At 74.4% G+C, this 25,199-nt stretch carries 38 protein-coding genes and 1 tRNA gene; 8 read left to right on the forward strand and 31 right to left on the reverse strand.

Annotated features, from left to right (window positions below):
• Window positions 1–31: 31 nt before the first annotated feature.
• From IF30_RS0113640 to IF30_RS0113655, 4 genes are all read right to left on the reverse strand, one after another.
• Window positions 32–496, reverse strand: coding sequence for a hypothetical protein (locus tag IF30_RS0113640; RefSeq protein ID WP_030236858.1), 465 nt, complete (start codon window positions 494–496; stop codon window positions 32–34).
• Window positions 497–562: 66 nt separating this feature from the next.
• Entirely contained in the window at window positions 563–832 is a 270-nt protein-coding gene (locus tag IF30_RS0113645) for a hypothetical protein (RefSeq protein ID WP_030236859.1), read from the reverse strand.
• 96 nt (window positions 833–928) lie between these two features.
• On the reverse strand, window positions 929–1,303 hold the full coding sequence (locus IF30_RS0113650) for a hypothetical protein (RefSeq protein ID WP_051710158.1): 375 nt from the start codon (window positions 1,301–1,303) through the stop codon (window positions 929–931).
• Window positions 1,304–1,395: 92 nt separating this feature from the next.
• A complete protein-coding gene (locus tag IF30_RS0113655; RefSeq protein ID WP_030236864.1) occupies window positions 1,396–1,764 on the reverse strand; it encodes a hypothetical protein in 369 nt (122 codons plus the stop codon).
• Between the two features lie 184 nt (window positions 1,765–1,948).
• Between IF30_RS0113655 and IF30_RS0113660 the strand changes: the two genes are divergently transcribed.
• Both IF30_RS0113660 and IF30_RS0113665 read left to right on the forward strand, forming a co-directional pair.
• On the forward strand, window positions 1,949–2,218 hold the full coding sequence (locus IF30_RS0113660) for a hypothetical protein (RefSeq protein WP_037899880.1): 270 nt from the start codon (window positions 1,949–1,951) through the stop codon (window positions 2,216–2,218).
• Between the two features lie 51 nt (window positions 2,219–2,269).
• On the forward strand, window positions 2,270–2,524 hold the full coding sequence (locus tag IF30_RS0113665; protein WP_030236872.1) for a hypothetical protein: 255 nt from the start codon (window positions 2,270–2,272) through the stop codon (window positions 2,522–2,524).
• A gap of 80 nt (window positions 2,525–2,604) precedes the next feature.
• Here IF30_RS0113665 and IF30_RS0113670 read toward each other — a convergent pair whose 3' ends face one another.
• The 10 genes from IF30_RS0113670 to IF30_RS0113715 all read right to left on the reverse strand — a co-directional run bounded on the left by IF30_RS0113670 (window position 2,605) and on the right by IF30_RS0113715 (window position 10,634).
• A complete protein-coding gene (locus IF30_RS0113670; protein WP_030236874.1) occupies window positions 2,605–3,045 on the reverse strand; it encodes a hypothetical protein in 441 nt (146 codons plus the stop codon).
• A 41-nt stretch (window positions 3,046–3,086) separates the two neighbouring features.
• Entirely contained in the window at window positions 3,087–4,613 is a 1,527-nt protein-coding gene (locus tag IF30_RS0113675; RefSeq protein ID WP_030236877.1) for a hypothetical protein, read from the reverse strand.
• Between the two features lie 241 nt (window positions 4,614–4,854).
• The gene (locus IF30_RS0113680; protein WP_030236881.1) at window positions 4,855–5,427 is read right to left on the reverse strand and encodes a hypothetical protein; all 573 of its coding nucleotides are present in this window, start codon (window positions 5,425–5,427) and stop codon (window positions 4,855–4,857) included.
• 68 nt (window positions 5,428–5,495) lie between these two features.
• Complete coding sequence (locus IF30_RS0113685; protein ID WP_030236884.1) at window positions 5,496–6,137, reverse strand: hypothetical protein; 642 nt, start codon at window positions 6,135–6,137, stop codon at window positions 5,496–5,498.
• Between the two features lie 17 nt (window positions 6,138–6,154).
• On the reverse strand, window positions 6,155–6,844 hold the full coding sequence (locus IF30_RS0113690; RefSeq protein WP_030236886.1) for a nuclease-related domain-containing protein: 690 nt from the start codon (window positions 6,842–6,844) through the stop codon (window positions 6,155–6,157).
• A 132-nt stretch (window positions 6,845–6,976) separates the two neighbouring features.
• Window positions 6,977–7,339, reverse strand: coding sequence for a hypothetical protein (locus tag IF30_RS41405; RefSeq protein WP_037899883.1), 363 nt, complete (start codon window positions 7,337–7,339; stop codon window positions 6,977–6,979).
• A 34-nt stretch (window positions 7,340–7,373) separates the two neighbouring features.
• The gene (locus IF30_RS0113700) at window positions 7,374–7,982 is read right to left on the reverse strand and encodes a hypothetical protein (RefSeq protein WP_030236889.1); all 609 of its coding nucleotides are present in this window, start codon (window positions 7,980–7,982) and stop codon (window positions 7,374–7,376) included.
• Between the two features lie 78 nt (window positions 7,983–8,060).
• On the reverse strand, window positions 8,061–8,480 hold the full coding sequence (locus IF30_RS0113705; RefSeq protein WP_063752616.1) for an SWIM zinc finger family protein: 420 nt from the start codon (window positions 8,478–8,480) through the stop codon (window positions 8,061–8,063).
• A gap of 208 nt (window positions 8,481–8,688) precedes the next feature.
• On the reverse strand, window positions 8,689–9,069 hold the full coding sequence (locus IF30_RS0113710) for a hypothetical protein (RefSeq protein WP_030236894.1): 381 nt from the start codon (window positions 9,067–9,069) through the stop codon (window positions 8,689–8,691).
• Window positions 9,070–9,137: 68 nt separating this feature from the next.
• A complete protein-coding gene (locus tag IF30_RS0113715) occupies window positions 9,138–10,634 on the reverse strand; it encodes a hypothetical protein (protein ID WP_030236897.1) in 1,497 nt (498 codons plus the stop codon).
• 158 nt (window positions 10,635–10,792) lie between these two features.
• Between IF30_RS0113715 and IF30_RS0113720 the strand changes: the two genes are divergently transcribed.
• Window positions 10,793–11,323: a hypothetical protein gene (locus tag IF30_RS0113720; protein WP_030236899.1), complete on the forward strand. Its 531-nt coding sequence runs from the start codon at window positions 10,793–10,795 to the stop codon at window positions 11,321–11,323.
• A gap of 75 nt (window positions 11,324–11,398) precedes the next feature.
• On the opposite strand, the gene IF30_RS0113725 is transcribed toward IF30_RS0113720, so the two are convergent.
• The 8 genes from IF30_RS0113725 to IF30_RS0113765 form a co-directional block, all read right to left on the reverse strand.
• On the reverse strand, window positions 11,399–11,638 hold the full coding sequence (locus tag IF30_RS0113725) for a hypothetical protein (protein ID WP_030236902.1): 240 nt from the start codon (window positions 11,636–11,638) through the stop codon (window positions 11,399–11,401).
• Between the two features lie 230 nt (window positions 11,639–11,868).
• Window positions 11,869–13,137, reverse strand: coding sequence for a hypothetical protein (locus tag IF30_RS48615; protein ID WP_030236904.1), 1,269 nt, complete (start codon window positions 13,135–13,137; stop codon window positions 11,869–11,871).
• A 3-nt stretch (window positions 13,138–13,140) separates the two neighbouring features.
• Entirely contained in the window at window positions 13,141–13,551 is a 411-nt protein-coding gene (locus tag IF30_RS0113735) for a hypothetical protein (RefSeq protein ID WP_063752618.1), read from the reverse strand.
• Between the two features lie 14 nt (window positions 13,552–13,565).
• Window positions 13,566–14,885, reverse strand: a complete 1,320-nt coding sequence (locus IF30_RS43495; protein ID WP_051710162.1) for a hypothetical protein — start codon at window positions 14,883–14,885, stop codon at window positions 13,566–13,568.
• A complete protein-coding gene (locus tag IF30_RS48620) occupies window positions 14,882–16,054 on the reverse strand; it encodes a hypothetical protein (RefSeq protein ID WP_051710164.1) in 1,173 nt (390 codons plus the stop codon). The genes IF30_RS43495 and IF30_RS48620 overlap by 4 nt, the downstream gene beginning before the upstream one ends.
• A gap of 93 nt (window positions 16,055–16,147) precedes the next feature.
• The gene (locus tag IF30_RS41410) at window positions 16,148–16,369 is read right to left on the reverse strand and encodes a hypothetical protein (RefSeq protein ID WP_037899886.1); all 222 of its coding nucleotides are present in this window, start codon (window positions 16,367–16,369) and stop codon (window positions 16,148–16,150) included.
• Window positions 16,369–16,527 (reverse strand): hypothetical protein, encoded by a 159-nt coding sequence (locus tag IF30_RS47710; protein ID WP_158834972.1) that lies wholly within the window; start codon window positions 16,525–16,527, stop codon window positions 16,369–16,371. Before IF30_RS47710 ends, IF30_RS41410 begins: the two co-directional genes overlap by 1 nt.
• Window positions 16,527–16,976 carry a hypothetical protein gene (locus tag IF30_RS0113765; RefSeq protein ID WP_030236910.1) on the reverse strand — a complete coding sequence of 150 codons (450 nt, stop codon included), beginning with the start codon at window positions 16,974–16,976 and terminating at the stop codon, window positions 16,527–16,529. Before IF30_RS0113765 ends, IF30_RS47710 begins: the two co-directional genes overlap by 1 nt.
• A 215-nt stretch (window positions 16,977–17,191) precedes the next feature.
• On the opposite strand from IF30_RS0113765, the gene IF30_RS0113770 reads away from it, so the two are divergent.
• The 4 genes from IF30_RS0113770 (at window position 17,192) to pyrE (ending at window position 19,559) form a co-directional block, all read left to right on the forward strand.
• On the forward strand, window positions 17,192–17,509 hold the full coding sequence (locus IF30_RS0113770) for a hypothetical protein (protein ID WP_030236913.1): 318 nt from the start codon (window positions 17,192–17,194) through the stop codon (window positions 17,507–17,509).
• Window positions 17,478–18,107, forward strand: a complete 630-nt coding sequence (locus IF30_RS45160) for a hypothetical protein (protein ID WP_158834975.1) — start codon at window positions 17,478–17,480, stop codon at window positions 18,105–18,107. The genes IF30_RS0113770 and IF30_RS45160 overlap by 32 nt, the downstream gene beginning before the upstream one ends.
• Before the next feature lie 100 nt (window positions 18,108–18,207).
• Window positions 18,208–18,711, forward strand: coding sequence for a hypothetical protein (locus IF30_RS0113780; RefSeq protein WP_030236917.1), 504 nt, complete (start codon window positions 18,208–18,210; stop codon window positions 18,709–18,711).
• A gap of 311 nt (window positions 18,712–19,022) precedes the next feature.
• Window positions 19,023–19,559, forward strand: a complete 537-nt coding sequence (gene pyrE / locus IF30_RS0113785; protein WP_030236919.1) for an orotate phosphoribosyltransferase — start codon at window positions 19,023–19,025, stop codon at window positions 19,557–19,559.
• Window positions 19,560–19,640: 81 nt separating this feature from the next.
• Here the strand turns inward: pyrE and IF30_RS0113790 are convergent, their stop codons facing one another.
• Window positions 19,641–20,120, reverse strand: a complete 480-nt coding sequence (locus IF30_RS0113790; protein ID WP_030236922.1) for a hypothetical protein — start codon at window positions 20,118–20,120, stop codon at window positions 19,641–19,643.
• Between the two features lie 193 nt (window positions 20,121–20,313).
• Here IF30_RS0113790 and IF30_RS0113795 point away from each other — a divergent pair.
• Window positions 20,314–20,397 (forward strand) — tRNA-Leu (locus IF30_RS0113795).
• Between the two features lie 103 nt (window positions 20,398–20,500).
• Here IF30_RS0113795 and IF30_RS0113800 read toward each other — a convergent pair.
• Genes IF30_RS0113800 through IF30_RS0113835 form a run of 8 tightly spaced genes read right to left on the reverse strand, consistent with a single transcriptional unit; the run spans window position 20,501 to window position 25,173 of the window.
• Window positions 20,501–21,091 (reverse strand): hypothetical protein, encoded by a 591-nt coding sequence (locus tag IF30_RS0113800; RefSeq protein WP_030236924.1) that lies wholly within the window; start codon window positions 21,089–21,091, stop codon window positions 20,501–20,503.
• Window positions 21,088–22,623 (reverse strand): hypothetical protein, encoded by a 1,536-nt coding sequence (locus IF30_RS0113805; RefSeq protein ID WP_030236927.1) that lies wholly within the window; start codon window positions 22,621–22,623, stop codon window positions 21,088–21,090. Before IF30_RS0113805 ends, IF30_RS0113800 begins: the two co-directional genes overlap by 4 nt.
• Entirely contained in the window at window positions 22,620–23,255 is a 636-nt protein-coding gene (locus tag IF30_RS43510; RefSeq protein ID WP_030236928.1) for a hypothetical protein, read from the reverse strand. The genes IF30_RS0113805 and IF30_RS43510 overlap by 4 nt, the downstream gene beginning before the upstream one ends.
• A gap of 54 nt (window positions 23,256–23,309) precedes the next feature.
• Window positions 23,310–23,534, reverse strand: coding sequence for a hypothetical protein (locus tag IF30_RS41420; protein WP_030236930.1), 225 nt, complete (start codon window positions 23,532–23,534; stop codon window positions 23,310–23,312).
• 3 nt (window positions 23,535–23,537) lie between these two features.
• Window positions 23,538–23,879, reverse strand: a complete 342-nt coding sequence (locus IF30_RS0113820) for a hypothetical protein (protein ID WP_030236932.1) — start codon at window positions 23,877–23,879, stop codon at window positions 23,538–23,540.
• Between the two features lie 3 nt (window positions 23,880–23,882).
• Window positions 23,883–24,446: a hypothetical protein gene (locus IF30_RS0113825; RefSeq protein WP_030236933.1), complete on the reverse strand. Its 564-nt coding sequence runs from the start codon at window positions 24,444–24,446 to the stop codon at window positions 23,883–23,885.
• The gene (locus IF30_RS0113830) at window positions 24,443–24,748 is read right to left on the reverse strand and encodes a hypothetical protein (RefSeq protein WP_030236936.1); all 306 of its coding nucleotides are present in this window, start codon (window positions 24,746–24,748) and stop codon (window positions 24,443–24,445) included. Before IF30_RS0113830 ends, IF30_RS0113825 begins: the two co-directional genes overlap by 4 nt.
• Window positions 24,745–25,173, reverse strand: a complete 429-nt coding sequence (locus IF30_RS0113835) for a hypothetical protein (protein ID WP_030236939.1) — start codon at window positions 25,171–25,173, stop codon at window positions 24,745–24,747. The genes IF30_RS0113830 and IF30_RS0113835 overlap by 4 nt, the downstream gene beginning before the upstream one ends.
• Between the last annotated feature and the right edge of the window lie 26 nt (window positions 25,174–25,199).

Here is a 25,199-nt window from a genome sequence, read left to right on the forward strand (position 1 = left end):
GGCCGGTCGCCCGGGCCGCCGGTGCTGCGCCCTACTCGGCGGGGCGCTCGCAGTCGTCGTGCCGGTCGCACCGGCAGGACCCGCAGCCGACGCACATCTCGATCGCCTGGGTGTCGCAGGCGGGGCACCCGCCGGTGGCCTCGGTCTCGGCCTCGTCCTCGGCGAGCAGGCGGTCGATCTCCGCCTCGCGCGCGGCGGCCCTCTCGCGGACCACCTCGTCCTGGGCCTCCAGCGCGGCCTTCGTCCAGGTCTCGATCAGCATCTTCCCGGCCGCGGCGGCGGCGTCGCCGGGGGTGAGGCCGTCGGCCAGGCCGCGGGTGTACACCGCCGCGATGGCGGCCACCGAGTGGTCGTTGGTGAAGTGCTCGGTCAGCATCTCCCGCGACAGGTTCGGGTTCAGCTCGTTCAGCCACTTCGCGGTCCAGCCGGCGATGCGGCCCACGGCGTCGCCGAGCTGGGCGGGGTCGGTGGGGAAGGCGATGGTGCTCGCGGTCATGGTGCGCGTCCTCTCTGGGTGGGGCCGGCCGGGCGGGCGCCCGGCCGGTCGGGGTGCGGGCTCGGGTCAGAGCACGCGGGTGGCGGCCATCGCGGCCTCGACGATCTGGATGGTCTGGCCCCAGGCGGCCGGGACGTCCAGGAACTCGGTGTTGCCCCAGGCCGCGCAGTAGGTGATCCGGGCCCGGCCGGGCTGGTCGCCGGCGGGCAGCTCGATCGTCCAGTCGTAGCCCTCGTGGCTGACCACGGTGCGCGGCCCGAGGTTCGTCCGGATCCAGTAGGTGGAGCTCGCGGCGGCGGCGAACACGGCGGTGGCGGTCTCGGCGGTGACGGTCATGGCGCTGGCCTCTCGGACTTGGGGCTTAGTGGGTAGGCACTATGTTCAACGCGGAACCCGCCCTGGAGTACCGGGGTGACGCGAAGAAATCGCAGGTCAGGCCATGTTTTCGGCGACCAGCCCGGCGCGCCGCTGGCCGGGCAGCAGGCCGCGCGCGGAGGCGGGCCGCTCGCCGGCGGCCAGGCTCGCGACGATCGCTGCCGCCTGCTCCCCGGTGGCCCGGACGTCGACGGGCTCGCAGCCGCCGAGTCCCTGCCGGTGGGTGATGCGGGCCTGGGCCGGGATCGCGCGGCCCTTGCGGTCGGTGCCCGCCGGGACCAGGGCGACCGTCCAGCCGTAGCCGTCGCGGCCGACGATGGCTTCCAGGCCGCCGTCGACCGGGCGCCAGGTGCCGCGCGCGGCGGCCGCGGCGAGGACTGCGGCGGCGGTGGCGATGTCGACCCGGGTGCGGCGGGGGGTGGGGATGCGCATGGTGCTGTCCTCTCGGCTGGAACGGGGCCGGCCGGGCATGATGCCCGGCCGGAGCCTTTCGTGGCTACCCACTACGCGGTGGGCGCGCAGAATCAGTCGGCGTCGATCTCGAAGTTCTCCGTGGCGACCAGGAAGCGGCGCTGCCCTTCCAGCTCGGCCAGGGACGCCGCGGTGACCACCAGGCTGGTGCTGGAGGAGAACCCGCAGCCGATCACGGCCTCCGTGGCCTCCTGGCGCGTCTTTGCCAGGGCCTCGCGGATGCCCATGCGCTCGGCCCGCTTGCTGAGCTTGATCCACGGCTTGGCCTTCGCCTCGGCGGCCAGCACCTCGTCCATCAGGCCGGGCAGGAAGGCGCCGGGCGCGGCCAGCGCGGTGGTCAGGCGGGCGCGGGCGTCGGCCGCGGCGGTGAAGGCGCGAGCGCCGAGGGTGGCGATGCGGTCGGTGGCGGTGGTGACGTTCACGGCTGACTCCTTGGTCGGTGCTTGGTGGCTTGTTGTTCTACTTTCATCATCCCCGGTGACCCATTTGACCAAACCAGTTTTACCAAATGAGTTTCACGTATTTTCGCAGGTCAGCGACGCTGCGCCCGGTCGCGCCGCCCCGCGTCGGCCCCTGCGCATAGTGGGTGCCCACTATGCTGGCCGCATGGCCTCCACCCCCCTGCCCGAGCCGTTCGCCGCCCTCGCCGAGCTCATCGCCGGCGGCCCCACGATGCACACCGCCGCCCAGCTCGGCGAAGCCCTCAACGCCGTTCCGCAGCTCCAGCGCTGGCTGCGCGAGCAGCGACAGGACGTCTTCCAGGCGCTCAAGACCACCCACTCCAACGGTGAGATCGCCACGCACCTCGGCCTCACCACGCAGCGGGTCGCGGACATCGCCTCCGGGCACTCCCACACCAAGGCGCCGAAGCGCTGACCGCTGCGCGCCGCACCGGCCCAGGCCCGGACGCTTCGTAGGCTCGGGCCCATGAAGGACACGACCGCATTCGTCCTGGCCTGTGGGATCGCCGGCGCGTCCGGCGTCCTCTGGAAACTGATCATCACCTGGGGCCAGGTCCGCATCACCCGGGTGGAGACCGACAACATCCACGCCCGCGCGGACCTCGCGCGGGCCGACCGGCCGGCCCCGCCGGTACCTGGCCGCTACGCCCCGCCGCAGAGCGGCGGCGACCTCGAGTCCGGTCCGCTCTCCAACGTCCGCATCACCCGCCCCGGGGACTGACCCCGGCACGGAGAAGCGCCCGCCTCCGCCCCCGGTTCGGTCGGGGTGGTGGCGGGCGCTTCGCTGTCGCCGGCGGCCGGTCAGATCAGGGCGGCCACGGCGGCCCGGAGGGCGGCGACGTCCTCGTACACGATCTCGACGCAGCCGAGGCGGCCGTCCTCGCGGCCCTCCTCGTAGCGGTACAGCTCGGCGGTGATGACGAGGCGGCCGTCGACGCCCTCGGCGCGGGCGGTGGTGCGCGGCTCGCCGCCCTCGGCGATCCAGCGCGGGTAGCCGGGGTGGCCGAGGATCTGGTCCAGCATGGCGATGAACGCCTCGGGCGTGCCGGGGACCTGCGTCCTCTCGGCGTCGACGATCACCCAGGAGGCGTCCAGCTCCTCGGGGGTGGCCACGCCCTCCTCGAAGCGCTCGCGGCTGGTCGCCGCGTTGTAGACCGTCGCGTAGAGGTACGCGGACTCGCCGCGCATCTCGATGTTCCACCAGGGGGTCATCGCGGGGGTGGGGTCCAGGCAGGCGCCCATCGGGTTCTCCTTCGGTCGGGCGTGATCAGGCTATCGGTGGGTCAGGCGGCGATCAGGTCGAACAGGCCAAGCTGCTCCGAGCCGCTGGGGACGGCCGGGAGCGGTGCGCGCTCCGGCCGGGCCGGGGTGCGCGGGTTTGGCAGGGCCGGGCGGGGCTCCGGGTTGGCGGCTTCCTCGCGGAGCTCGCGGACCACGGTCGGCGCGAGGCCGTGCCGCGCGGCCTCGTCGTCAGTGGGCGCCCAGCCGGCCGGGCGGGGCGCGACCGGGTTGCGGATGCCCTCGACCTTGGCCCAGGCGGCGCGCATCCGGGCCTGCCGCTCCTCCCAGGTGAGGAGCTGGTCCAAGGCGTCGTGGAACGCCTGGCTGGTGGCGTCGCGGGCGGCGTCCTCCTCGCGGCGCTCGCGGTCCCGGCAGAGGGCTTCCTGGCCGCCGAAGAGCGGGACGAGCGGCATCAGCTCCTCGTACCAGGGGCGGCGGGGCTCCTTGTTGGCCTCCCAGCGCTTCCAGACCTCCACGGCGCGGCGGCCGTCGGCGGTGAGGGCGACCGGCCTGCAGCCCGCCGCGTCGGCCGGGGCGGTGGTCAGGAATCCGGCGCGGGTGAGCGGGAGGAGGCGGCGCAGGTCGAGGCGGCGGCCGGGGCGGCCGGGCGCGGACATGTGGCGCAGGACGTCGCCGGGGTCGATGCGGAGCTGGCCGCCTGCGGCGGTGAGCATCAGGTCAGCCTGCGTGCTGGTCCAGTTGAGCGCTTCGGCCTGGCGCCGCTCCATCCGCTCCCGGGCCTCCTGGATGACCGCGGCCTTGCGCCGGTCCTCCTCCTGGCCGCCGATGAGCGGCTGGAGCTCCGTCCGCTCCTTGATGGCCGGGTCGGGCCGCCAGCGCCTCCACAGCTGGAGTGCGTGCCGTCCGTCCTCGGTGGTGCTGATGCGCTTGCTGCCGGGGCCGTACGGCTCGGTGATGGCGAGGAACCCGGCGTCCACGAGCGGGGCGACGCGCTCGTCCTCGACGACCCGTCCGATCTCGCCGGGCACCGGGCAGTGCCGCAGGGCGCCCTGCTCGTCGCGGTCGTAGAGGAGCCGCACCGAGCCGGCCGCGTCCATCAGGGCGGCCTGGCCGATCGACCAGTCCAGGGCGTACGCCTGACGGCGCTCGGCGATGGCCATCGCGGTGAGTCCGGCGTCCGGGTCCGGCTGCGCCTCCGGCTCGGCCGCGGCAGGCACCTCGGCGGTCGAAGCGGTCACCGGCTCGGCCTCGGCCGCTGGCGGGGTGTCTCGGATGCGGGAGCCGTAGTTCGCGATGGTGGCGAACGGCCGGGGCTTGCCGTCGATGTAGCGCACCGAGACGCGGAACGAGAAGCCGTCCTCGTTGGCCAGCTTCTCGATCTCGTCGGCGTGCTCGGTGGCGACCTCGTCCGCGCGGCGGGTGAGGAGCAGGGCGAAGGTGCCGATGCGCTCGCCGTTGCGGTACTCGCCCGTGACGCGGAAGTCGCCGCCCTTGCCCTGGGTCAGGCCGAGGGAGCGCAGGACGCGGGCGAGGGCCACGGCCGGGGTCTTGGGAGGCTGGGGGGTCATCTGGCTCCGTTCATGGTTAGTGGGTAGGCACTATGTCCAACGCTGGGGACACCCTGGGGTACCGGGGAATCGCGGTGGATCGCGGGCCGCCCGGACACGGTGTCCGGACATGTCCGCCGGTGTCCGCCGGACATCTGCGGACACTGTCCGCGCTGCGCCCGTTTCCGCAGGTCAGGCGTGTCCGGACACTGTCCGGACAACCGGCGCCCGGGTGTCCGCCCGGGCGCCGGCCGCCCAGGCGTCAGCCCGAGGCGCGGACACTGTCCGGACGTCCGGCGTCCGCGTGTCCGGACACGTCGAAGAGGGCGAGCGGTCCGGTCGGCGGGAGCGGCTGGTCCTGCGGGGCGGGGCCCTCGACGTCCCACTCGATCCGGGCGTCCTTCCAGCCCATCTCGCGCATCTCGGCGAAGGAGAAGGCGGACCGCCAGCGCTGGCCGCCCATGTCCATCGTGAGCTTGCCGCAGGGCCACAGGTGGCAGTCGACGGCCTGGCCGCCGACCGGGTGGACGCGGAACCGGCGGGTGCCCTCGGGCAGCTCGGGCGCGACGCGCACCGGGGCGGGGCGGCGGATCTGGAACACCTCGCCGGCCGGGTAGGAGCGCGGGTCGCAGGTGTCGAAGGCGAGGATCACCCAGCCCGGGTGCTCCGGGTCCGTGGTGGGGTCGGCGAGCAGGATCGACAGGGCGCCGGCGGCGGACACGGTGTCGCCCTTGCGCATGTCGGCGGCCGGGGTGCAGCGCTCGTCGGGGAAGTGCTCGCCGCGCGGGGCGATGCAGCGGGGGGTGCAGGGTCCGAGCGCGAGGTAGACGGTCACGGCTGGTGGCTCCTTGCTGGTGGTGGTCCGGGCGCCCGGGCCGGCTGCCCGGGCGCCGCGAGGGGTGGTCAGGCGGACAGCACGGCCTCGGCGTGGCGGGCGGTCTCCTGGCTGTTCACGAGCCGGGCCCGGGTGGCGGCGGTGAGCGCCGCGTCCAGGTACAGGCCCTTGAGGACCCGGGTGTTCAGGCCCTCGGTCGCCGCGTACCGGTGGGCCATGGCCATCCGTCCGGCCGTCGAGATCCACACCCGGTCGCTGTACGGCTGCTCGGCCAGCCAGCCGCGCTGGAGCAGGATCTCCGTCTGGACGCGCGGGATCGCGCAGAGGCCGGCGAGGATCTGCACCGGGTGCCCGTGCCCGTCGCGGACGACCCGGGCGCGGTGCTCGCTGCGGGCGATGATCTCCAGATCCTCGGCCTGGCGGCCGGTCAGCTTCCGGGCGTGCGCGACGACGTCCAGGCGCACGAAGCTGCCGGGGCGGCGCTCGCTGTGGATCGTCAGGGCACCGGTCACGTCCGGGACGATCCGCTGGCCGCGGTTGCGGGCGATGTCCACCCGCAGGTCCGTCTCCCGGCCGGTCAGGTAGCCGAAGTCGTAGCTGCCGCTGGCGGTGAACGGCGACTCCTTGAACGCCGCTCCGGTGAACCCGGTCGGGGCGTACGAGCGCGGGGTGAGGATGTGGGTCCGCTTGAACCTCGTGTTGGGGTGCATGGTGGTCGGTCTCCTGTTCAGCGGCTGGTGTAGGGCTTGAGGGCCCTGTCGGCGGTCTTCGTGAGGTGGGCGGCGGTGCGCTGGCCGGGCAGGGCGCCGGAGACCCGCAGGACGTCGGCGATCCGGTCGGCGGGGACGATGCGCACGCCGTCGACGGTGAGCTCGCGCACGGCCTGGCCGTTCGCGCCGACGAGCGGCGCGCCGTCCATCACCGCGATCGGCGTGACCGGGACGCCGAGGACGCCGGCGACCGCGCGGGCCTCGTGGCGCAGGCCGTCGAGTCGGCCGGTGACGTCGCGGTCGCCGTGGAACAGGCGTCCGCCGCTCACGGTCACCGGGTAGTGCCTCGACCAGCGCTTGGCGTCCGGGAGGAACACCCGGCCGGTCGGGCTGATGGCCAGGCAGTCGACGTTCGCCCGGCCAGTGGGCAGCGCGCGGTCGAAGCGCAGCGTCCACTTATCGCGGATGAGCGGGGCGAGGCGGTCGGCAACGCGGCGTTCGCCTTCGGCTCCGGCCGCCCAGCGGGCGGCCTGCTTCCCGGCGTCGGTCTGGATGCCGAGTGCGGCGGCCAGGCGCACGCGCAGGGTCCGCAGCTCGCGGGCGCGGGCGGCGGCGGAGGCTCCGGCACCGGTCCCGCCGCTCTGGCCGTACCGGTGCCAGGCCCAGACCGCCGCGGCGATCAGGGCGAGCACGAGCAGTCCTGACATGGGCGTCTTCCTCTTTTCGGGGGTCGGCTGAGGGGCCCTGGCCGGGCCCCTCACCGGGGTGGGTGGTCAGGTGGGTTGTCCGTGGGTTGTCCGGGACGCGGGGCGGACACTGTCCGCCCCGTGTCCGGGCGGTCAGTTGCGGTCGGGGTCCTCGCCGCCGTGGGCCTCGATCAGGGCGCGGACCGCGTCGACCGGGACGGTGAGGAACAGGCGGCCGTCGATCTTCGCGGTGATGTGCGCGGCGACCAGCACCGCCGTGTCGACCTCCGTGCGCCAGTCGGCGCCGGCCGGGGCGTCCAGGCCCGGGAAGAGGTAGACCTCCAGGCTGGTGAACGGGCCCGCGTAGTCGTCGGGCACGCCGTTCTCGCCGGGGGCGGGCTCGCAGGCCGCGCGCGGACCGGCGGCGAGGGACAGGCTGTTGCCGTCCGCGAGGCGGATCGTGCGGGCGCCGTAGCCGGTGCCCTGGGCGGCGGTCAGGTTGAGGAGCTGGGTCATCGCGGGGGTCTCCGTTCTGCGGGGTGAGGGCAAGTCAGCGGGCGGCGACGGTGACCGCGTTGATGAAGGCGGGCGCGAGGCGGTCGACGAACTGGGCGGCCTGCTCGCGGACGTGCGCGCGAGCGGCGAGGCGGGCGGCCTGCTGGTCGCCGCGCTCGTCGACGTGGCCGCAGGTGCAGCGGGCGGCGGTCTTGACGGCCTCGGCGTAGTGGGCGGCGGCGACCAGGCCGAGGCCGCCCGCGAGGGTCAGGCGGACCTTGCGGTGCGCGCCGTACTCGGCGACCAGGCCGCGGGCCAGCAGGCGGGCGGTCGCGCCGGGCGCGATGGAGTTCATGAACGTGTGGATCGCCTCGCCGCTCGCGCCGCTCTCGATCCAGGCGTCGCCGGTGGCGACGATCGCGAGGTAGGGCAGGACCGTGGCGTCCAGCGGTTCGGGGGTCGCGGCCGGGGTGAGCTCGATCGAGCGGATCGCGACCGCGCCGCCGCCCGCCGGGCGGGACCAGGTGATCCGGGCGCCGCCCTCCGGGGTGGCCTCGATCGCGGCGTCCTGCTGGCGGGCGCGCCGCAGCAGCATCAGGGCGTGGGCCTCGGCGGCGATGCCGGGGGTGGAGCCTCCTGCGTGGGTGACGACCTCGACGAACATGGCGTTCTCCTGTCCTGGTGGGGGTGGCCGGCCGGGCGGGATTCCCGCCCCGCCCGGCGGCCGGGGGGTTGGTGGGGGTCAGGCCGCGATGCCCAGGGCGATCGGGGCGCTCTGCTCGGCGGTGGCCCGCACGGTCAGGGCGATCACCGCGATGCGGTGCTTGCACATGTGCTGGCCGCGCAGCCCGGCCTTGCAGGTGCAGGCGGCGCGCGCGGTGCGGTAGGTCTGGCTGCCGTCCTCGCTGACCACGAGGAAGACCTCGTTCTTGCCGCTCTTGCGGAGCGGCTGGACCGCGCCCTGCTCCAACATCTCGACGGCCTTCTCGACGAGGGCCGGCTTGAAGGCGGCCATCGCGGGCGCCTTGGTGGCCTTGCGGACCCGGCCCCTGCACTTGGGGCCGAGCCCGTCCGGGCTCGCGTTGCGCAGGATCCGGTGGCACTTGATGCAGCGCTGCTGCTCGGGCTGGGCGGGGGCCTTGGTGGTCGCGGTGCTGGCCATGTGGGGGCCCTCGCTCTCTTGGGGTGGGGTGGCGTGTGGTTCTATTCACATCATTTCCGGAAGTCGATTTGACTAACCCAGTTTTCCCAAGTTGGTTTGGCAAAGAGTTGGCAAAGGCTCTCCGGGTCGGGCATGACGGAGCCCCGCCCCCGGGGTCGGGGACGGGGCTCCGTCGGCCGCCGCACGGCGGCCGGTGGCTGGCGCGCGGTCAGGCGAGCGCGGCGGCCAGGGCGGCCTCGTCCTCGCAGCCGAAGATCGGGCGGACCACGCACGTCCCGTCGCAGTAGTCGGTCTCGCCCAGGCCCACGTCCGGGTTGTCGTCGTGGCCCTCGCACTCCTCCCAGTCGCCGCGGGCGGTGCTCATGACCCGCACGGTGACGCCTCGGACGTCGAGCACACCGACGCCCTCGATGTCGGCGCGGGAGCGGAGGTCGCCGACCTCGTGGACCATCTCGCGGTCCTCGCCGTCGCCGATGGGCTGGCCAGCGGCACGGGCGACGGCCCAGACCAGATTGCGGAGCTCGCCGCCGTCCTTCGCGGTGAAGGTGCGGCTGATCAGGGCGGGGTGGCTGACGCGGATCTCGTACATGGGGGTTCCTCCTGGTGGGATGGGGCGGGCCGCCGGGCGGGCGCCCGGCGGCCGGTGGGCGGGGCCGGTCAGGCGCGGGTGCTGGCGCCGGTGAAGGCGCGGATCCAGGCGTCGACCTCGCGGGCGATGCGCTCGGCGTCGGCGCGGGCGTCGAGGTGGCCGGAGAAGTTCGGGCCGATCTCGGTGACGTAGTCGCCGTCGGCGCCGTGGAGGTGAGCGGACCAGGGCTCGTCGTGCTCGGCGGTGGGTCGGTCGGCCTGCTCGCCGGCGTAGATCAGGATGTGCGGGCCGCCGAGCGCGTCGCCGTGGTCGTCAACCTGCCGGTCCAGGGCGACGACCAGATGGGTCATGCCGGTGCCCTCGTCGTTGAGCCAGCAGCGCCGGTCGAGCTTGGCGAGCTCGGCGATGACCAGGTCGCCTTCGGTCGGCGCGGCGGCGCGCTGGGCGGTGACGAAGAAGCCGTCCGAGTGGGCGGTCCAGCCCGCGGCGGTGAACTTGGCGGCCATCGCGGTCAGGCGCATGCCTCCGGTGGCACCGCGCCGGACGTTGGCGAGCTGGCCGGCCTCCATCCAGAACCCACGGACCTCGCCTTCGGCGCGGGGCTCGACGAAGAAGCCATGGACGTCCGGCCCGGCATCCTCGGGGTCGAAGTCGTCGTCGAGCCGGGCGGGGGGCATGGGCAGGAGCGCGGCGCGGGCGGCGACCACGTCGGGGTGGGTGTCGTGGCGCGGGTAGGTGCCGAGCGCGGCCGGGGCCGGCTGCGGCTGCTGGAACGCGAGCTGCCAGTGGTTCGGGGCGAGCGGGATGTCGACCTTGGCCATGCTCGGCTCCACCCGGTTGGCGAAGGCGTCGGCGAGCGCGTCGAGAACGGATTCGCCGCGCCGCCCGCCGGCCGGGGTCCAGTGCGGTTCGGGCATCGGCGAGGCGGTCAGGGCGGGCAGGTGGGCCAGCGCCGGGTGCGCGGCCGGGGCCTGGGCGGTGACGTCGCGGACCGCGCTGGCGGTGAGGCCGTAGCTGGCGGCGTGCTGGACGGCCAGGTCGCGGCTGTGGAAGCTCGGCCAGTGCTCCTCGGAGCCGACCATGGCCAGGTATCGGCCGCGGGTGGTGGTCCCCTCGTCGGGGTCGGCCGGGGCGGGCAGGTGGCGGGCGTCGATCGGGAAGCCGTACTGACCGGCGAGTTCGGTCGCGCGGCCCAGGCTCCGGCCGTATCGCTCGGCGTCGATCGGGCCGGCCGGGAGGTTCAGGTCGCCGCGCTCCTGGGTGATGGCGACCGGCCGGTTCCCGATCAGGACGCCGATGACGCCCTCGCTGGGGATGACCAGGACGTCGCGGTCGCTGATGTCGGTGCGCCGCTCGATGTCGGCGCGCATCTCCTTGCTGCTGCCGAAGAAGTGGGTGTTCGGCATGTCCGCGTACGCGGCGTCGATCTCGGCCTCGGCTTCGGCCAGGGCGCGCTCGGCGTCGACCTCGGCGACGGTCTCGCCGAAGAGGAGGGCGGCCTTCGCGAGCGGGGAGTGCGCGGCCAGGTACTCGGCGTAGCTCGCGCGGTCGGTGCGGTCGGTCACTGGGGGCCTCTCGGTGGGGTGGTGTGGAGTGGTACACCTCCATCATTTCCTCAAATCCATTTGGCTAACCCAGGTTTCCCAAGTTAATTTTCCGAACTTCTCTCGAACCTGCATCCCAAAGCGGGTTTGCCCAAGCCGGTTCGTGGCACACTCCAGGCATGCCGACCGATCACGCCACCACCGCCCCGCCGTACGAGCCCAGCGCCGCCCTGACCGGCGCGCTCAAGGCGTGGCACGACTCCGTCGAGGAGGAGGAGCGGCTTCGCCATGCCGCCCGCAAGGCCGTCGCCGACGACCTCCGCGAGTACCGCATCCCCGTGGCCGAGATCGCCGAGCACGTCCCGTGGACCACCGCGACGATCCACGGCATCACCAACGAGTACGGCGTCGGCGACCTCATCCGCAGCAACGCCCCTGGCCACGCCGACCGCCCGAAGTACAAGCCCAGCCCCGCGCTGGCCGCCGCGCTCAAGGCGTGGGCTCAGTCCGTCACGGACGAGGAGATCGCGCGCAAGACCGCCCGCGAGGCCGTCGCCGACGACCTCAAGGCGTCGATGATCTCCAACTCGGAGATGGCCGAGCACGTCCCGTGGACCGAGGAGACCGTGCGCGTCATCGCCAAGGAGTACGGCGTCCCGGGCGGGCGCCGCCGCAAGACGCGGACGCTGCGCTCCAAGCTCGCCGGCTGACCCCGGGCAGCACGAAGGGCCGTACCCCTAACCGTTAGGGGTGCGGCCCTTCGTCGCGACCGGCGCGGCCCGCGGTCAGCCGAAGACGTGGTGCCAGACCCAGGAGGCGGCGAGGAGCGCGACGACCGCGAGGACGGCCTTCCACTCCTGGGAGGTCTGCGGGAGGAACGGCTCGTTCGCGACCAGGCACTCGCCGTCCGGGAAGTCGCCGCCGTGGGCGCGGGCCCGGTGCTCGGCGCCGTGCTCCCGGGCTCCGGCGGCCGTCAGGAACGCGCGTGACGTGAGACCGCACTTCTCGCAGCGGTAGGCCGGCATTGCTGCTCCCCCCTTCTCCGGGGCGTGATCACTCCGTGTGACTCCACGATAGCGCGCTGCGCAAGAGGGAAGGGGCGCTCTGGCCGCGAGAGCTGAGGCCGGAGCGCCCCTTCCGGGGTGGTCGCCGGGGTGGTCGCCGGGCAACCGGAGGCGGTTGATGCCGTCAACCGGCAACGGTAGATGCGCAGGTCAGGGGCCATGGTCGATGGGGCAACCGGGTCCGATCGGGCTCACGCGACCTGGTCGGGGGAGGGGCCCTTGACGAGGTGCAGAATCCGGGCCATCGCGGGCTGCTCGGCGGCCGGGACGGGGGCCTCTGCGAGGGGTGCCGCGGGGGCCGGGACGGGGGCCTCTGCCGGGGGTGCCGCGGGGGCCGAGACCGGGGGCGCGGCAGGGGCCGGGGCGGGGGCCACGGGGGCGGCCGGAACGGGGGCCGGGGCGGGGGCCACGGGGGCGGCCGGAGGGGCTGCGGGGGCGGCCGGGGCGGGTGCCCCGGGGGCGGCCTGGGCGGGTGCCCCGGGGGCCGGCGGGACGGCGGCCCGAGCGGCCACCTGCTCGGGCCAGAAGGAGGTGCCGATGAGGTGCGGCCCGGGGGCGTCGGCGAACATGGCCAGACACTCCTCCGGGGACCGGCTGAGGGCGCGCTTCAAGGCGTCGATGTGGATGCCCCAGGTGTTGCCGAACCCGCGGATCTGCATCTTCTGGACGGGGATGCGGTAGCGGGCGAGGACCATGCGCAGCAGGGAGACGTCCCACCCTGGGGGCATGGCCTCGACCAGGGCGGAGAGGTGCACGCCCTTCCGGCCGGCCGCGACGGCGGCCAGGACCTCGGAGAGGGCGTGCCGCATCAGGGCCTCCTCGGCCTGCGCGAAGGTGAGGGCCGGGACCGCGGGGGAGTGGCACTCCCCCGCCGCTTCATGATCGTTTTCGGCGTCGGCCTCCTCCTCGTCGTAGTACTCCCACTCCCCGTCCTCGTCGCCCTCCGCGTCTTCCTCGGTGTCCTCCTCCTCGGCCTCCTCCTCCTCGTCCTCCTCGGCAGCCCGGGTGCGCGGCTGGCTCAGGCTGACGCCGGCGGCGGCGAGGTACCAGGCGACGATCAGCACGCCGATGATGTAGCCGTGCCAGGGAGTGAGGAGCGCCCAGAGGAGGCCGCCGAACGCGCCGCCGGTGCCGACCGCGGCGGCGACGCACAGCGCGGCGATCCCCAGGCCCTCCAGGGTGTCGGCGATGGACTTCCCCTTCGCCTTCGCCTTGCCCTTTCCCTTGGCGGCCTTCGTCTTCGGCTTGCCCTCCTCCCCGTCCTCCTCCTCGGCCGGCTTGTCCTCCTGCTGCATGTTGGCCGCGGCCCGGAGCGCGCGGATCAGGAGCAGCAGGAGCAGCTTGGCCAGGACGACGGAGCCGCGGAGAACGGCGATCGGGCCGAGGGCCCGGAGGACGGCGCGGGCGTCGAGCTCGTCCTCCGGTGCAGCCTCGGTGGTGGTGGTCTCCCCCTTCGTCATGGGTCAGCCCAGCTTTCCGGACATCTTGATGATCGCGTTCACGGCCGTGCCGCCGAGGCCACCGGCGGCTTGGGCCGAGACGGCCATGCTGATGCCGAGGACGGCAGGGACGATCATCTTCTTCCACTTGAAGCAGAGCGCGGTGATCCCGAGGCACAGGACGACGCCACCGGGCCCGACGTTGCCGACCCCGCCGTCTCCGAACACGGAGGAGGGGATCTCGTTGACGTTGTTGGCGAAGTCCAGCCACATGCTCCCCGCGGCGATCCAGAGACTCCCGGTGACGAAGCCAAGGCCGGTAGCCGTGTCCCGCTTGAGGCTGATCCGGTCGCTACCGCGCAGTCCGGCGATGAGTGCGAGGGAGGACCCGGCGGCGAAGCCGGTGGAGGTGATCGCGCCGATCATCTGGCTCATGGTGCGGGTGCCTTTCAGAGGGTGGGGCCGGGGGCGTACAGGAGGGTGGCGACGGCGGCCGTGGCGAGGGGGATGCGGAGGATGAAGCGGACCAGGGCGCCGCGGTGACGGACCCTCCGGTCCACCAGGAAGTACAGGCCGCCGTTGACGATCCCGGCGGTGAGGATCAGGGAGACGGCGTTGGGGCCCAGGCCCCATTCGGTGCCGTACTGGTTGACCCAGCGGACGCCGACCGGGGCGAGGTTGCGGGCGAGCTCCCCTGCGGCGAGGGTGCCGACGAACCGGGCGATGAACGGGTACGGGAGGACGTGCTGCACGGCCTGGTGGCCGAGGAGCTTCCACGCGCCGTACCAGCCGGCCAGGTTGAAGGCGAGGCCGAAGGTGCCGACGATGCCGTGCTCGGCGGCGGGCATGAAGCCGGAGACGTAGTCGGAGCCGCCGACGCCGTAGCCGATCGCGGCGGCGGCGCCGTTGAACAGCACGAACCGCGTGCGCTTGTCCTTCGGCTTCCAGCTGCCGCCCGTCTTCGACTCGGACTTCGCGGCCGGGGCGGCGGGGGCGCCGGCGGTCGGGGGCTGGCTCGGCTTCGGCGGGACGGGCGCGCCCGGGGCCTGGCCTCCGTCCGGGGGCGCCGGGGTGGCGGAGGGGGCGTTCTTCGCGAACGCCTTCACCTTGACGGAGGACCACCAGGGGAAGACGGCCTCCGGCTCCTGCTGCTCCTCCTCGGGCTCCTCGTCGTCGTCCGGCTCCGGCTCCGGGGCGGGGGCGGGGGCGGGGGCGGGCTCCGGCTCGGGCTGCGGGGTCAGGTCGACGGTCTCCCCCGGGCGCGGGTACCGGCCGCCGCCGACGATGTGCCCCTCGGGAAGGTCGTACTTCTGGGTGCGCACCTCGGCGGGCGGCTCGGTGGGCTGCGCCGGGATGACCGGGGCCGGGGCCGCCGGGGGCTCCTCCTCAACGGCGGCCGGCTCGGCGGCCTCCTCTTCGGCGGGCTGAGCCGGGACCGCGGGCAACTCGGCGGGCTGAGCCGGGACCGCGGGCAACTCGGCGGGCTGCGCCGGGATGGCCGGGGCCGCCGAGGGCTCGGGGTCGACCACGATCATCGGGCCGAAGGCGTCGCCGACGGCGTCGTGGAAGGCGTCCGTCGCGTCGGCCGCCACCATGCTGGTCAGCAGGGCATCGACCTCGATCGGGACGGCCCGGGCCGTCCCGACGGCCTGCTCGACGACCGTAGCCGCAGCCTCGACGACGGCCAGGTCCGCGGCGGCGTCCGCCGCGTCGTCCTCGGCCATCCCGGCGAGCAGGTCGTTCACGTCGCTGGGCGGGGTGGCGCTCATGCCGTCTTGCTCCTCTTCTTCGGAGTCGGGTTCTCGATCCGGCGGCGGGTGCGCGGCACGGTCTCGGCGTAGGTCCGGCTGGGGCCGTGGACGCTGGCGACGTGCGCGATCAGGTCGTCGTCGCTGATGGCCGGGTTGACCGCGAGGGCGGCGCGGATGGTAGCCGCGACGGACGGGGTCCCGCCGACGGCCTGGAGGGGCGGTGCGGCCGGGGCCGGCTGCGGCGCGGGCGCGGCCGGGGCGGGCGGGGCCGCCGGAGCGGCGGGCGCGGCCGGGGCAGCGACCGAAGCGACCGGCGCCGGAACCTGCGCGGCCGGAACGGGCGGAACGGGCGGGGCGGGCGGCGCGGGCACCGGAGCCGGAGCGGCGGGCGCCGCCGGTGCCGGGATGGCCGGTGCCGGGACGGGCTGGAGCTCGGGCTGCGCCGGGATCGGCGCGGCCTCGAGTACCGCCGGTGCGGCAGCCGGGAGCTCCGGCGCCGGGGCGGGCCGGGGCGGCTCGATGGCCCGCGCGGCCTCCGGGCCGTAGACCGCGGCCAGGTACGCCTGGACGCCGTCGAGGCGCTGCTGCTCCCCCAGCACGACCCGGTTGACGGCCAGCTCCTCGCGCTTCTGCTGGAGGAAGGAAGCGGCGCCCTCACCGAGCGGCACCGCGAACATCCGCATCACCACCAGCCACATCCCCTTCGCGAGGATGCTGACGCCGCCGCCGATCACCCCGGCCGCGACCTTCTCCTTGCCCACGCCGTGGGTGATGACCGAGGCGACGACGACCGCCAGCGCGAGGAAGCCGCCGACCATCGCCGGCTTCGCACGCGCAGGGTCGTAGCGCAGCAGCCACTCGATCACCTGGAGACCGATCCACGTCAGCTCGAAGAGAGCCGCCGCGCCGTAGGCGATCCAAGGCGTCACCACCCCGGACAACTGGTCGCCGATGCTCGCCGTCGACCAGGCCACCGACACGGCGGTCATACCGACCGCGAGGCCGACGACCGCCCGCAGCCCGATCGCGTCGAAGTTGCGCGGCGGTACCGGCTCCCACTCCTGGTAGGTCTGCGGGGTGAGCCGGGTCTCGCCGCCGATCGTCGTCTCGACCATCCGCTGCCGGGTCACCAAGCGGTACTTCACGCCAGGGACGCGGGGCTGCTCGGTCGGGGTCTCGGTCGTCATGCTGCTGCGCCCTTCGCGCTCGGTCCTACAGGGTGCGGCCGGGCCCACGGGGGTGGGCCCGGCCGGTGAACAGGGCGGGCAGGCCGGGAAGCGCTACCGGCCGCCGAAGCGGCGCTGCTCGCCCGCCTGGTGCGCCGCGCGACCCGCGCGGTCCGCCGCGCCGACCGCCTTGGAGCGGCGCCGGTTCTCCTTGGTCTCCCGCGCCTGGCGCTTCTCGCGGTCCTTCCGGGTGGCCCGGTCGGAGGCGGACTCACGGCCGGAGTAGGCGGTGGCCGCGGTCTCGCCGTCGTTGCCGCCGAACAGCCAGTCGAGCATCAGAGACCCACCGATCCGGCGGCCTCGTTGCCGTGGCTCTGCGCGCCAGCGAGCTGATCGCGCGCGTCCACCGACCGCTGCTCGCGCTGCTCAGGGGTGCCGTACGCCTGACGGGCGAGCTCGTGCTCGCGGGCCGCGCCCTCGGTGATGTCCGCCATCAGGCCGCCACCTCCGCGCGCGGGCCCTTCGAGCCACCGGGGGCGGGCTGGTCCTTCGGACCGCGCGGGCCCTCCGCCAAGTCCTCCGGGCCCTTCGCCGGCTGCTCCTTGCGCGGGTGCGGGAACCCGGGGATCGACGGGATCACCGGCTCGTTGTCCGCCTCGGTCCACTCGTAGCCGGCCGCGCGGGCCGCCTTGAGGAGAACCAGCGCGTACTCGCCGCGGGTGATGCCGCCCGTGATCTCCGGGAGGAGACGGAGGGCGATCTGCGCGAGCAGCCCGGCCTCCGCCTCGGCGTCGACCGCCTTGTACGCCTCGGCGAACAGCAGGCCGTACACCGAGCCGCCCAGCGCGGCACCCGGGTACGCGGTGCGCAGCGTCTCGGCGACGCGCGCCAGAACGGCACCGGCCGCCTCTTCGGGGGGCGTGATCACATCGGTAAGGTTCATGCGTCTGCTCCTGGTGACTCAGGGGTGGACGTCCCGGCCCGTGTGCAACCACGGGGCGGGGTTGTTAGGCGCTGCCCGGTGTGCAACCACCGGGCAGCGTCGTTTTCAGCGACCCTGGCCTCCGTGTGCAACCACGTCGGCCGGGGTGACCGCTGATGAGTACGAGACTACCCACCTGCTTGCGCTGGCGCAAGCAGGTCTGAGAGGATGGAGCCGTGTCCGACTCCCCGAACGAGCGTCAAGCCGGGGCCGAAGAGGCGCAGTTGAAGCTCTGCACCATCCCGGAGATGCCCGATCTCCTGGCGGAGGCCGGTCTCAAGCGCCTGACCGAGGCGCGCATCCGGCAGCTTGCCGCCACCCCCGAGTTCCCTGGCCCCGTCTGGGAGCGGGGCAACCTGCGCCTGTTCAACTGGCCCCCAGTGCTCGAGTACTTCCGCGAGCGCAAGCTGCGCCCCGGGGAGCGGACTGACCTCAAGCGAGATCAGGAGGCTCCCCCCAGCGATGAGCACCACGACAAGGCAGGACCCCAGTAGCGAGACGAGGCGCGCGGCGGTGTACCGGCTGTACGCCGCCGACGGCGCGCTGCTCTACATCGGCTCCTCGTACGACCCCGAAGGACGCTGCAAGGGCCACCAGCGCACAGCGTGGTGGCCCTTGGTCGAGCGCCGCACGGACGAGTGGTACGACAGCCGTGACATCGCGTACGGGGAGGAGCGCCGCGCGATCAAGGAGGAGAACCCGGCGTACAACTTCGCCTGCACCGACCAGCACACCGGCCCGGCGCAGGTCCAGGTCGTGCGCCAGGCCGGGGCCGCCGAGGAAGAGGCGCAGCGCTTCATGGCCGCCGTAGAAGTCCTCAAGCAGATGAAGGACCCGGCGGCGCAGGCACGCGCCATCACCCAGGTCTTGCAGGCCCAGCCCGGCGCAGTGAAGGCCCTCAAGGGGATTCGGCGCGAGTACGTCCTCAGGCAGCGCGCCGCCAAGATCACGTTCCGGGCCATCGCGGCCGACCTCGGCGTCTCCGTCGGCACCGTCCAGGACATCGTGCGCGGCTACTCCGGCTCGTACCAGGACCGGCCCCGCACGGGGGCCGGGAAGGTGTCGGCGTCCGAGACGCCGCCGTCCAAGTAGTTCACCACCTCGGCGGCGTCGACGCCGCCCGGCGCGGCCCCGGCATGCCCAGTGGCCGCTACCCTCTGCACCCACCTCAGCACAGAGAGCAGGTTCCACCATGCGCAGGATCACCGCCGCGGTGCTCGCGGCCGCCGTCTCCGTCGGTCTGCTGGCCGGCTGCAACGGCGCGAAGCCGAGCAAGTCGAAGCCGTCGTCGTCCGCGTCGAAGAAGGCGAAGCCGGCGCCGTCGAAGTCGAAGGCGAAGTCGAAGGCGAAGTCGAAGGCGAAGCGGGCGTTCAAGCCCGGGGAGGTCGGCGATGACGACGGGTTCGCCTCGGTGGTGTCGGCCGGGTACCAGGATCATGCGGTGTGGGGGGCGCACGCCTACGTCGTGCAGTGGTCGATCACGTCGACGGACGACGACACCGAGTCGTACATGGCGAAGCTGACGTTCGCCGATCGGGACGGGAACACGCTCGGCAGCACGGCCGTGACCGCCTTGGACTTGGCGGCGGGTGCGACCGCGGAGGGCGAGACGGCGCCGCTGGGTGCGGAGATCCAGTCGGGCCGGGCCGGGGACATCGTCTCGGTGCGGGTGACGCACATCGAGGAGCTGACCTGACGTGGATGTCGACTGGGTGGAGGTGGTCTGTGCTGGCCGGCGGCGGGTGCTGTCCGGTGCGTCTGGTGAGGCGGTGGACGAGGTAGCGGCGCTGGTGCAGGGCCTTGCTGGTGGTCGCGGCCCGGGCGGCGTGGACGGCCGCCCGGGCGGTACGGCCCAACCGGCTGGGGAGAGTACCTGATCCGGCCGTCCATGCATTCGAGAGTGGCCCCTGCCCTTCTGGGCGGGGGCCACTGGCGTTTCCGTCGCGGGGTGTCCGCGCTGGTCGGGGCGGGCTCCGGGTGTGCTGGGCGGCCCTAGACTGATCACTCATGAGCAATGACCGGGACGCCCTGCTGGCGCAGATCAAGGACAAGGCCGTCGTGCACGGCAAGGTCACCCTCTCCTCCGGCCTGGAGGCTGATTACTACGTGGACCTGCGCCGGATCACGCTGGACGCGGAGGCGGCGCCGCTGGTCGGCAAGGTGATGTTGGACGCGGCGGCGGACCTGGAGTTCGACGCGGTGGGCGGGCTGACTCTGGGCGCGGACCCGGTGGCGGCGGCGATGCTGCACGCGGCGGCGGCGCGCGGTCGGAAGCTGGACGCGTTCGTGGTGCGGAAGGCGGGCAAGGCGCACGGGTTGCAGCGCCGGATCGAGGGCCCGGACGTGAAGGGCCGCCGGGTGCTGGCGGTGGAGGACACCTCGACGACCGGCGGTTCGGTGCTGACCGCGGTGGAGGCGCTGCGCGAGGCGGGCGCCGAGGTGGTGGGTGTCGCGGTGATCGTGGAGCGCGGCGCGGCCCCGGCGATCGCCGAGACGGGCCTGCCGTACGTGACCGCGTACACCTTGGACGACCTGGGGCTGTGAGCCCGGGTCGGCGGCCCCCTCCCCTTCCGGGGTGGGGGCCGCTGTCGTGTCCGGACACTGTCCGGACGGTGTCCGTGCTGGTCAGGCGCGGTGTCCGGGCCCGGCGGCGACGGCGGCGGCGAGGGCGATCCATCCCTTGTGCCACGCCTGGTCGAGGAGGGCTCCGGCGCGGTGGTCGCGGGTGAGCCATCCGCCCTTCCCCGCGCGGTGGGCGGCGCGGACGAGCAGCGGGGCGTCGGGGCCGGTCTCGGCCCAGTGCCCGGCGCAGCGGTCGGCGGCGTAGTGCGTGAGCGCCGAGACGGCCAGGCCGGCGGCGGCCCGGGCCGGGCTGATGCCGAGGCCGAGGTAGCGGTTCGCGGCCCAGAGGGCGAGCGCCTGGGTGGCGGTGTAGCTGGCGACGTGGCGTGCGCAGGCGGCGGCGCCGGCCGGGCCGCGGTGGCCCTTCGCGGCGGCGTCCTCGTCCCGCTGGACCAGGTAGTCACCGATCTCGTGGGCGGCGGTCAGGGCGGCGTACGCGGCGGCGGCGCGGGTGGCCGCGGTGGTGGTGGGCTGGGCGGGCATGGTGGCTCCTTCGAGCTGACGTGTCATCAGTTTCCCGGCTGCTGCCGGGTGGTGGTGCCCAGTGCTGGGCGCTGGGGGCGTGGCGGGGCTCACGCGGAGTTGGGCCGGGCTTCTGCGGCAGATGGCGCAGAAGCGGCCTTGACTCGTGACGGCGGGTCAGGGAGATTGGCCGTAGCGTGATCACTTCTTGCTCGGGCGAGTGGCGGAACCGGCAGACGCAGCGACCTTAAAAGTCGCGGCCGCTCGCGGCGTGTGGGTTCGACTCCCACCTCGCTCACGGCTCCCGGAAACGGTGAGAGGCCCCCGCAGGCGGCGGGGGCCTCTCGCTTTTTGGTGCCGCTGACCTGCGGCTTTGTAGGGGCGGTTCTACTTTTGGGCCCTCATTTGAGGGGGTTCCAGCCGGGTGGCGGGGGCGGGGTGCTGGTCTGGGCGACGACCATCAGGGCGTGCGGGCCGACCGGCGGGCCGTCGCCGTGCGGGCCGGTGCCCCAGGTGTTCGTCGCGATGGTGCGGCAGTGGAGCAGCAGGCGGTCCGGGTTGGGGACCAGCTCCACTTCGTGGGTGAGGCCGGGGAAGAGGAGGTGCGTCCACGCGCCCCGGGTGGTGGAGGGCAGCCACATCTCGGCGGCGATGAGGCGGACCGCGGGCGGGATGCCGGGGGCGGTGTCGGTGACGCAGGCCGCGAGGAGGCGGGTGCCGTCGGCGGTGGGGAGCGGGATGCGCAGCGCGGTCATGCGCTGGCCGGCGAGCGGGCGGCCGAGCTGGTCGTAGCTGCCGGAGAGGTGCGCGGCGTCCGGGGGGACGGACCGGCCGCGGATCGTCCACGGGTCGCTGCCCGGCGTGGAGAACGGCTCCCTGGGCGGCGCGTGGAAGGTGAAGGCGGGCGGGGCGTCGGGCTGGAGGACGGTCAGGCGCAGGGCGTCCGGCCGGAAGTGGAGCGGCGTCTCCTCCTCGTCGGTGGGGTGGGTCATTCGAACCCTCCTGTGGTGTCGCAGGCCGACGGGCCGGCGTCGTGGGCGGGTGCCGGGTCGCACGCGGGCGGGACGGCCTCGGTGGGCCCGGCGATCAGGTCGACGGGGATCTCCAAGGCGGCGGCAAACGCGGCGGCGAGCTGTCGGCGGCGGGTCTCGTCCTCGAGTCCGCTGGTGTTGATCACGATGTCCGGACACTGTCCGCCGCCGTGTCCGCCGGTGTCCGGACACCGGTTGTCCGCCGTGTCCGGGCGGCAGGTGTCCGGGCAGTCCGGGCCCGCGTCCGGACACGGTTGTCCGGGCGGTGTCCGGGCGGTGTCCGCCCTGGTCGGGAACGTGCAGCCGGTCCCGCCCTCGCCGATCACGGGCAGGCTGCGGACATGTCCGCCGGTGGCGTGTCCGGTGTCCGGGCGGGTGTCCGTGGCCGACGGGATCGCGGCCGCCACGGTGGTCAGCGGCCCCGTGCGGGGGCCGACCGGTGCCGAGCACTGGAACCGCATCAGGTCGTCGTCGATCTCCGGTCCGGACGGGCCGGAGAGCCCGCCGAACGTCGCGTGGACCCACTCGCCGGGCAGCTCGGCGGGAGCCCAGAGCTCCACGCTGACCATCCGCATCTTCGGCGGGTAGTCGGCGCCGGGGACGGTGCACATGTCCAGCAGGCGCAGGCCGTCGTCGACCGGGAGGGCGATGTCGAGGACCACCGTCATGTCGCCGGCCGTCGGTGCGGGCCGGGTGAAGGCGTCGGCCGGGGCCCGGGTGACGACACGGCCCGCGGTCGCCCACGGGTCGGTCTCCGGCGTGGTGAACGGGTCGGGCTCCGGGAGGTGGACGACGAGGGCGGTCGTCGGCGAGCCGTCGGTGCCGAGGACGGTCACCCGGACAGCGGTCGGCCGGTGTCGGAACGGGAGCCGGAGCGCTCCGTTGTCCCGGCGCTGCGTCCGGACGGTGTCCGCCCTGGTCGCGGGCAGGGCGCGGGCGTGTCCGCCGGGGGCGTGTCCGGCTGTCCGGACGCTGTCCGCCGCCGTGTCCGGACGCGGCGGCTTCGCGTACGAGGACTGGTAGCCGAGGGCGACGAGCGCGGCGTCGACGGCGTGCCAGATCAGGCTGTTGCGGGCGACGCCGTGAACGGCGCCGGAGGCGTCGCGGGGCAGCGTGCCGATCATGGCGAAGACCGCGTCCCACGCCGGCTGGCGCGGGTCCTGGCCGCGCGCGGAGATCGTGGCGGCGCTCGGGCCGGTGCGGCGGACGGGCTCGACGGCCTGGGCGAGGACGTCGAGCGCGGCTTCGGCTTCCCGGCGCCTGCGGGACGGGACGCCGGTGTCGCAGCACGCCTCCCGGCCCCAGGCGAACCGATCGGGGTCGAGGCGGGCGCCGTGGTAGCGGCAGGCGGCGGGCAGGTCGCCGAGGGCCTGGCGCAGCAGCGGCATGGCGTGCCGGGTGCAGGCCGCCGCCGCCTCGGCGGATTCCAGCCGGTCGTAGAGCTCGTCGAGCTGGTCGCTGGTGAGGTCGTCGAGCGGGATGCGGCCGGTCATGCGGTCGCCGCCGGGCGGAGGTGGACGATGGCGTGCGCCAGGAGGACGTCGGCGGTGTCGGCGAGGGTGCTCCGGCCTTCCACGTACATGTCCGGCAGGACCACGCCCAGGATCTTGGCGACGTCCTCGCGGGTGGCCCGGGTCGGCCAGCCTCCGGCCGGGGGCTCGCTGTCCCACCGCGGGTAGATGTCGGCCTGGGCGATGAGCCGGCCCGCGAGGTCCCGGTGGTGGGCCGGGTCCAGGCGGTCCGCCTCCGGGCAGCGCTCCAGCATGGCGAGGACGTCCTCCTCGATGGCCGGGGGCCGCTCGATCGCGGGCGTGATGAGCAGCGGCACCGGGATGGCGTCCGGGTGGGCGAGGAGCTGGGCGACCTGGTCGGCGGGGTCGGCCAGGGCCTCGTCCCAGCGGTAGTCGCAGCGGGAGCAGCAGCGCTCCAGGCGTTCGGGCAGGGGGCCGCGCTGGTCGGTGCGGCCGTTGAACTCGGAGCGCTGCCGGGGCAGGGGCGGCCGGTAGTAGGTCAGGGCTCCGGCCCAGCGGCACTTCGGGCAGGGCGGCTCGTCGCCGCTGAACGGCGGCAGCGGCACGGCGGCCTGGTCGGCGCGGTCCGGCGCGGTGAGGAGGATCTGTTCCACGGGGTTCTCCTTGCGGGGTGGGCCCGGCCGCGGTGCGCGGCCGGGCTCGGGTGGTCAGTTGTCGGTGAGGGTGACGCCGTTGCGGGCGAACGCCCGGACCACGGCGGGGTGGTCGGCGAAGTGGGCCAGCGAGTCGTACTCGGTGTCCCAGTCCTCTTCGCGCAGCACGCCGATCACCTGGGCGAGGACGTCCTCCGTGCGCTTGGGCTCGGCGCCGGTGTCCACCAGGAGCCGGGCGATCGGGTCGAAGAGCTTGGGTCCGGCGGAGCTCCATCCCATGGGTCAGCCCTCCATGGGGGTGTGGACGGACTCCCGCAGGTGGCGGGCGGCGAACTGGACGGCGTCGCGGACCTCGCGGCTGGTCCACTCCTCGGGGCCGACCTTCCCCTCGCGCATCGCCTGGGCGACCTCGTCCATGTGGTCGGCGTTGGCCGGGGTGACGTACCGCCAGATCGCGGCGGCGGCGGCGCCCCAGGCGCGCTGGATGGCCTCGGGGAGGTCGCCCCAGGCGGGCATCGGGTCGCCGAGGAAGTTCCGGCCGCCGGTGGCGTTGCCGTAGGCGGCGTAGGCGAGCGCGGCGGCCGTCGCGAGGTCGGCGGGGACGGGCTGGGCGGTGTCGGTCACGGGTCAGTTCTCCTTGAGGGCGGTGTCGATGGCGTGGCGGGCGTCCCACTGGGCGTCTTCCATGCCGCGGGTGTACTGGTAGTTGCCGGGGTCGAGCTGCCGGTGGCGGGCGTCCCGCTCGTCCTCGGTCTCGCCGGGGTGCTGGTCGAGGGCGCGCACGGCGGCGACGGCGGCCCGCAGGCGGGCGTTCTCGGCTTCCGCGGTGGCGGCGCGGCGGGCCTGGTGCCCGACGTTGTCCCGGGTGGTCAGGGCGCGGCGCTTCCACCGGGCGGCCTGCTTGAGGACCGCGGTGATCTCGCGGCGGTGGCGGTGGTAGGTGTCCAGCAGCCGGCCGTTGTGGCGCAGGAGGCGTTCGGTGCGGCCGTCGGGGTCCGGGTTCTGGCGGTCGGTGAGGTAGCCGTCGCGGTCGAGGGCGGCGAGGGCGTAGTGGAGCAGGTCGCGCAGGTCCGGGATGCCGTCGGTGGCGTCGAGGGCGTCGGCGGCGCCGGTCACGGCGGAGTCGAGGGCGCCGTCGGGCAGCTCCGGCAGGGGCGGTGCGGCGTGGTCGAGGGTGCTGGGGCGGGTCATCCGGAGTTCTCCTTGGCGGTCATGACCGGGCAGTCGTGGTCGTGGAGGGTGCCGCAGCTGGTCCACCAGCGCTCGCAGGCGCAGGAGCGGGCCATGAGGGAGGCCACCAGCAGGTCGAGGTTCAGCTGTTCGGGGATGCGGGGGCGGCGTCCGTTGGTGGCCATGCGCGGCTTCGGGCGGGCGGGCGGCCGTTGGGGGATGGCGTACCGGCCGAGGGCGAAGAACAGCCAGCCGGCGGCGCGGTGCGCGGCGGCGAGCAGGAGTCGGGGAAGGGCCGCTGCGGCGCGGGTGAGGGCGTTCACGGGGCGACGGCCGCGGCCAGGCCGTTGCGGGCGGCGGCCTCGTGGATGAGGCGGGCCAGGTTCAGCGTGTGGACGTTCTCCCGGGCGGCGAGCCAGTCGCGGCGGCGGGTCTCGTCGTGGGGGAAGGTCGCGGCGACGCCGGCGACGGCCGCCTGGTAGGCGTTCAGCTCGTCGTCGAGCATCGCGGCGACCGCGAGGCCGAAGTCCGGGTTGGCGAGGGCGAGGTAGGGCAGGTCGACGTCCTCGCCCGGCTGGTCGGCGGAGCGGTCGGCGACGATGTTGCCGTTCTCGGCGTACAGGACGTCGCCCTGGTCGGCGGGCCCGGTGCGGTCGATGGCCCACGGGGTCGGCGCGGGCACCTTCGCGGCGCGTGCGGCGGCGCGGAGCAGGTCGGCGGCGGAGGCGATGCTGTCGGCGTAGTCCACGGTGTGGTTCCCTTCGTGCGGGGCGG

Source organism: Streptomyces sp. NRRL S-350 (genome assembly GCF_000719705.1).
GTDB lineage: Bacteria > Actinomycetota > Actinomycetes > Streptomycetales > Streptomycetaceae > Kitasatospora.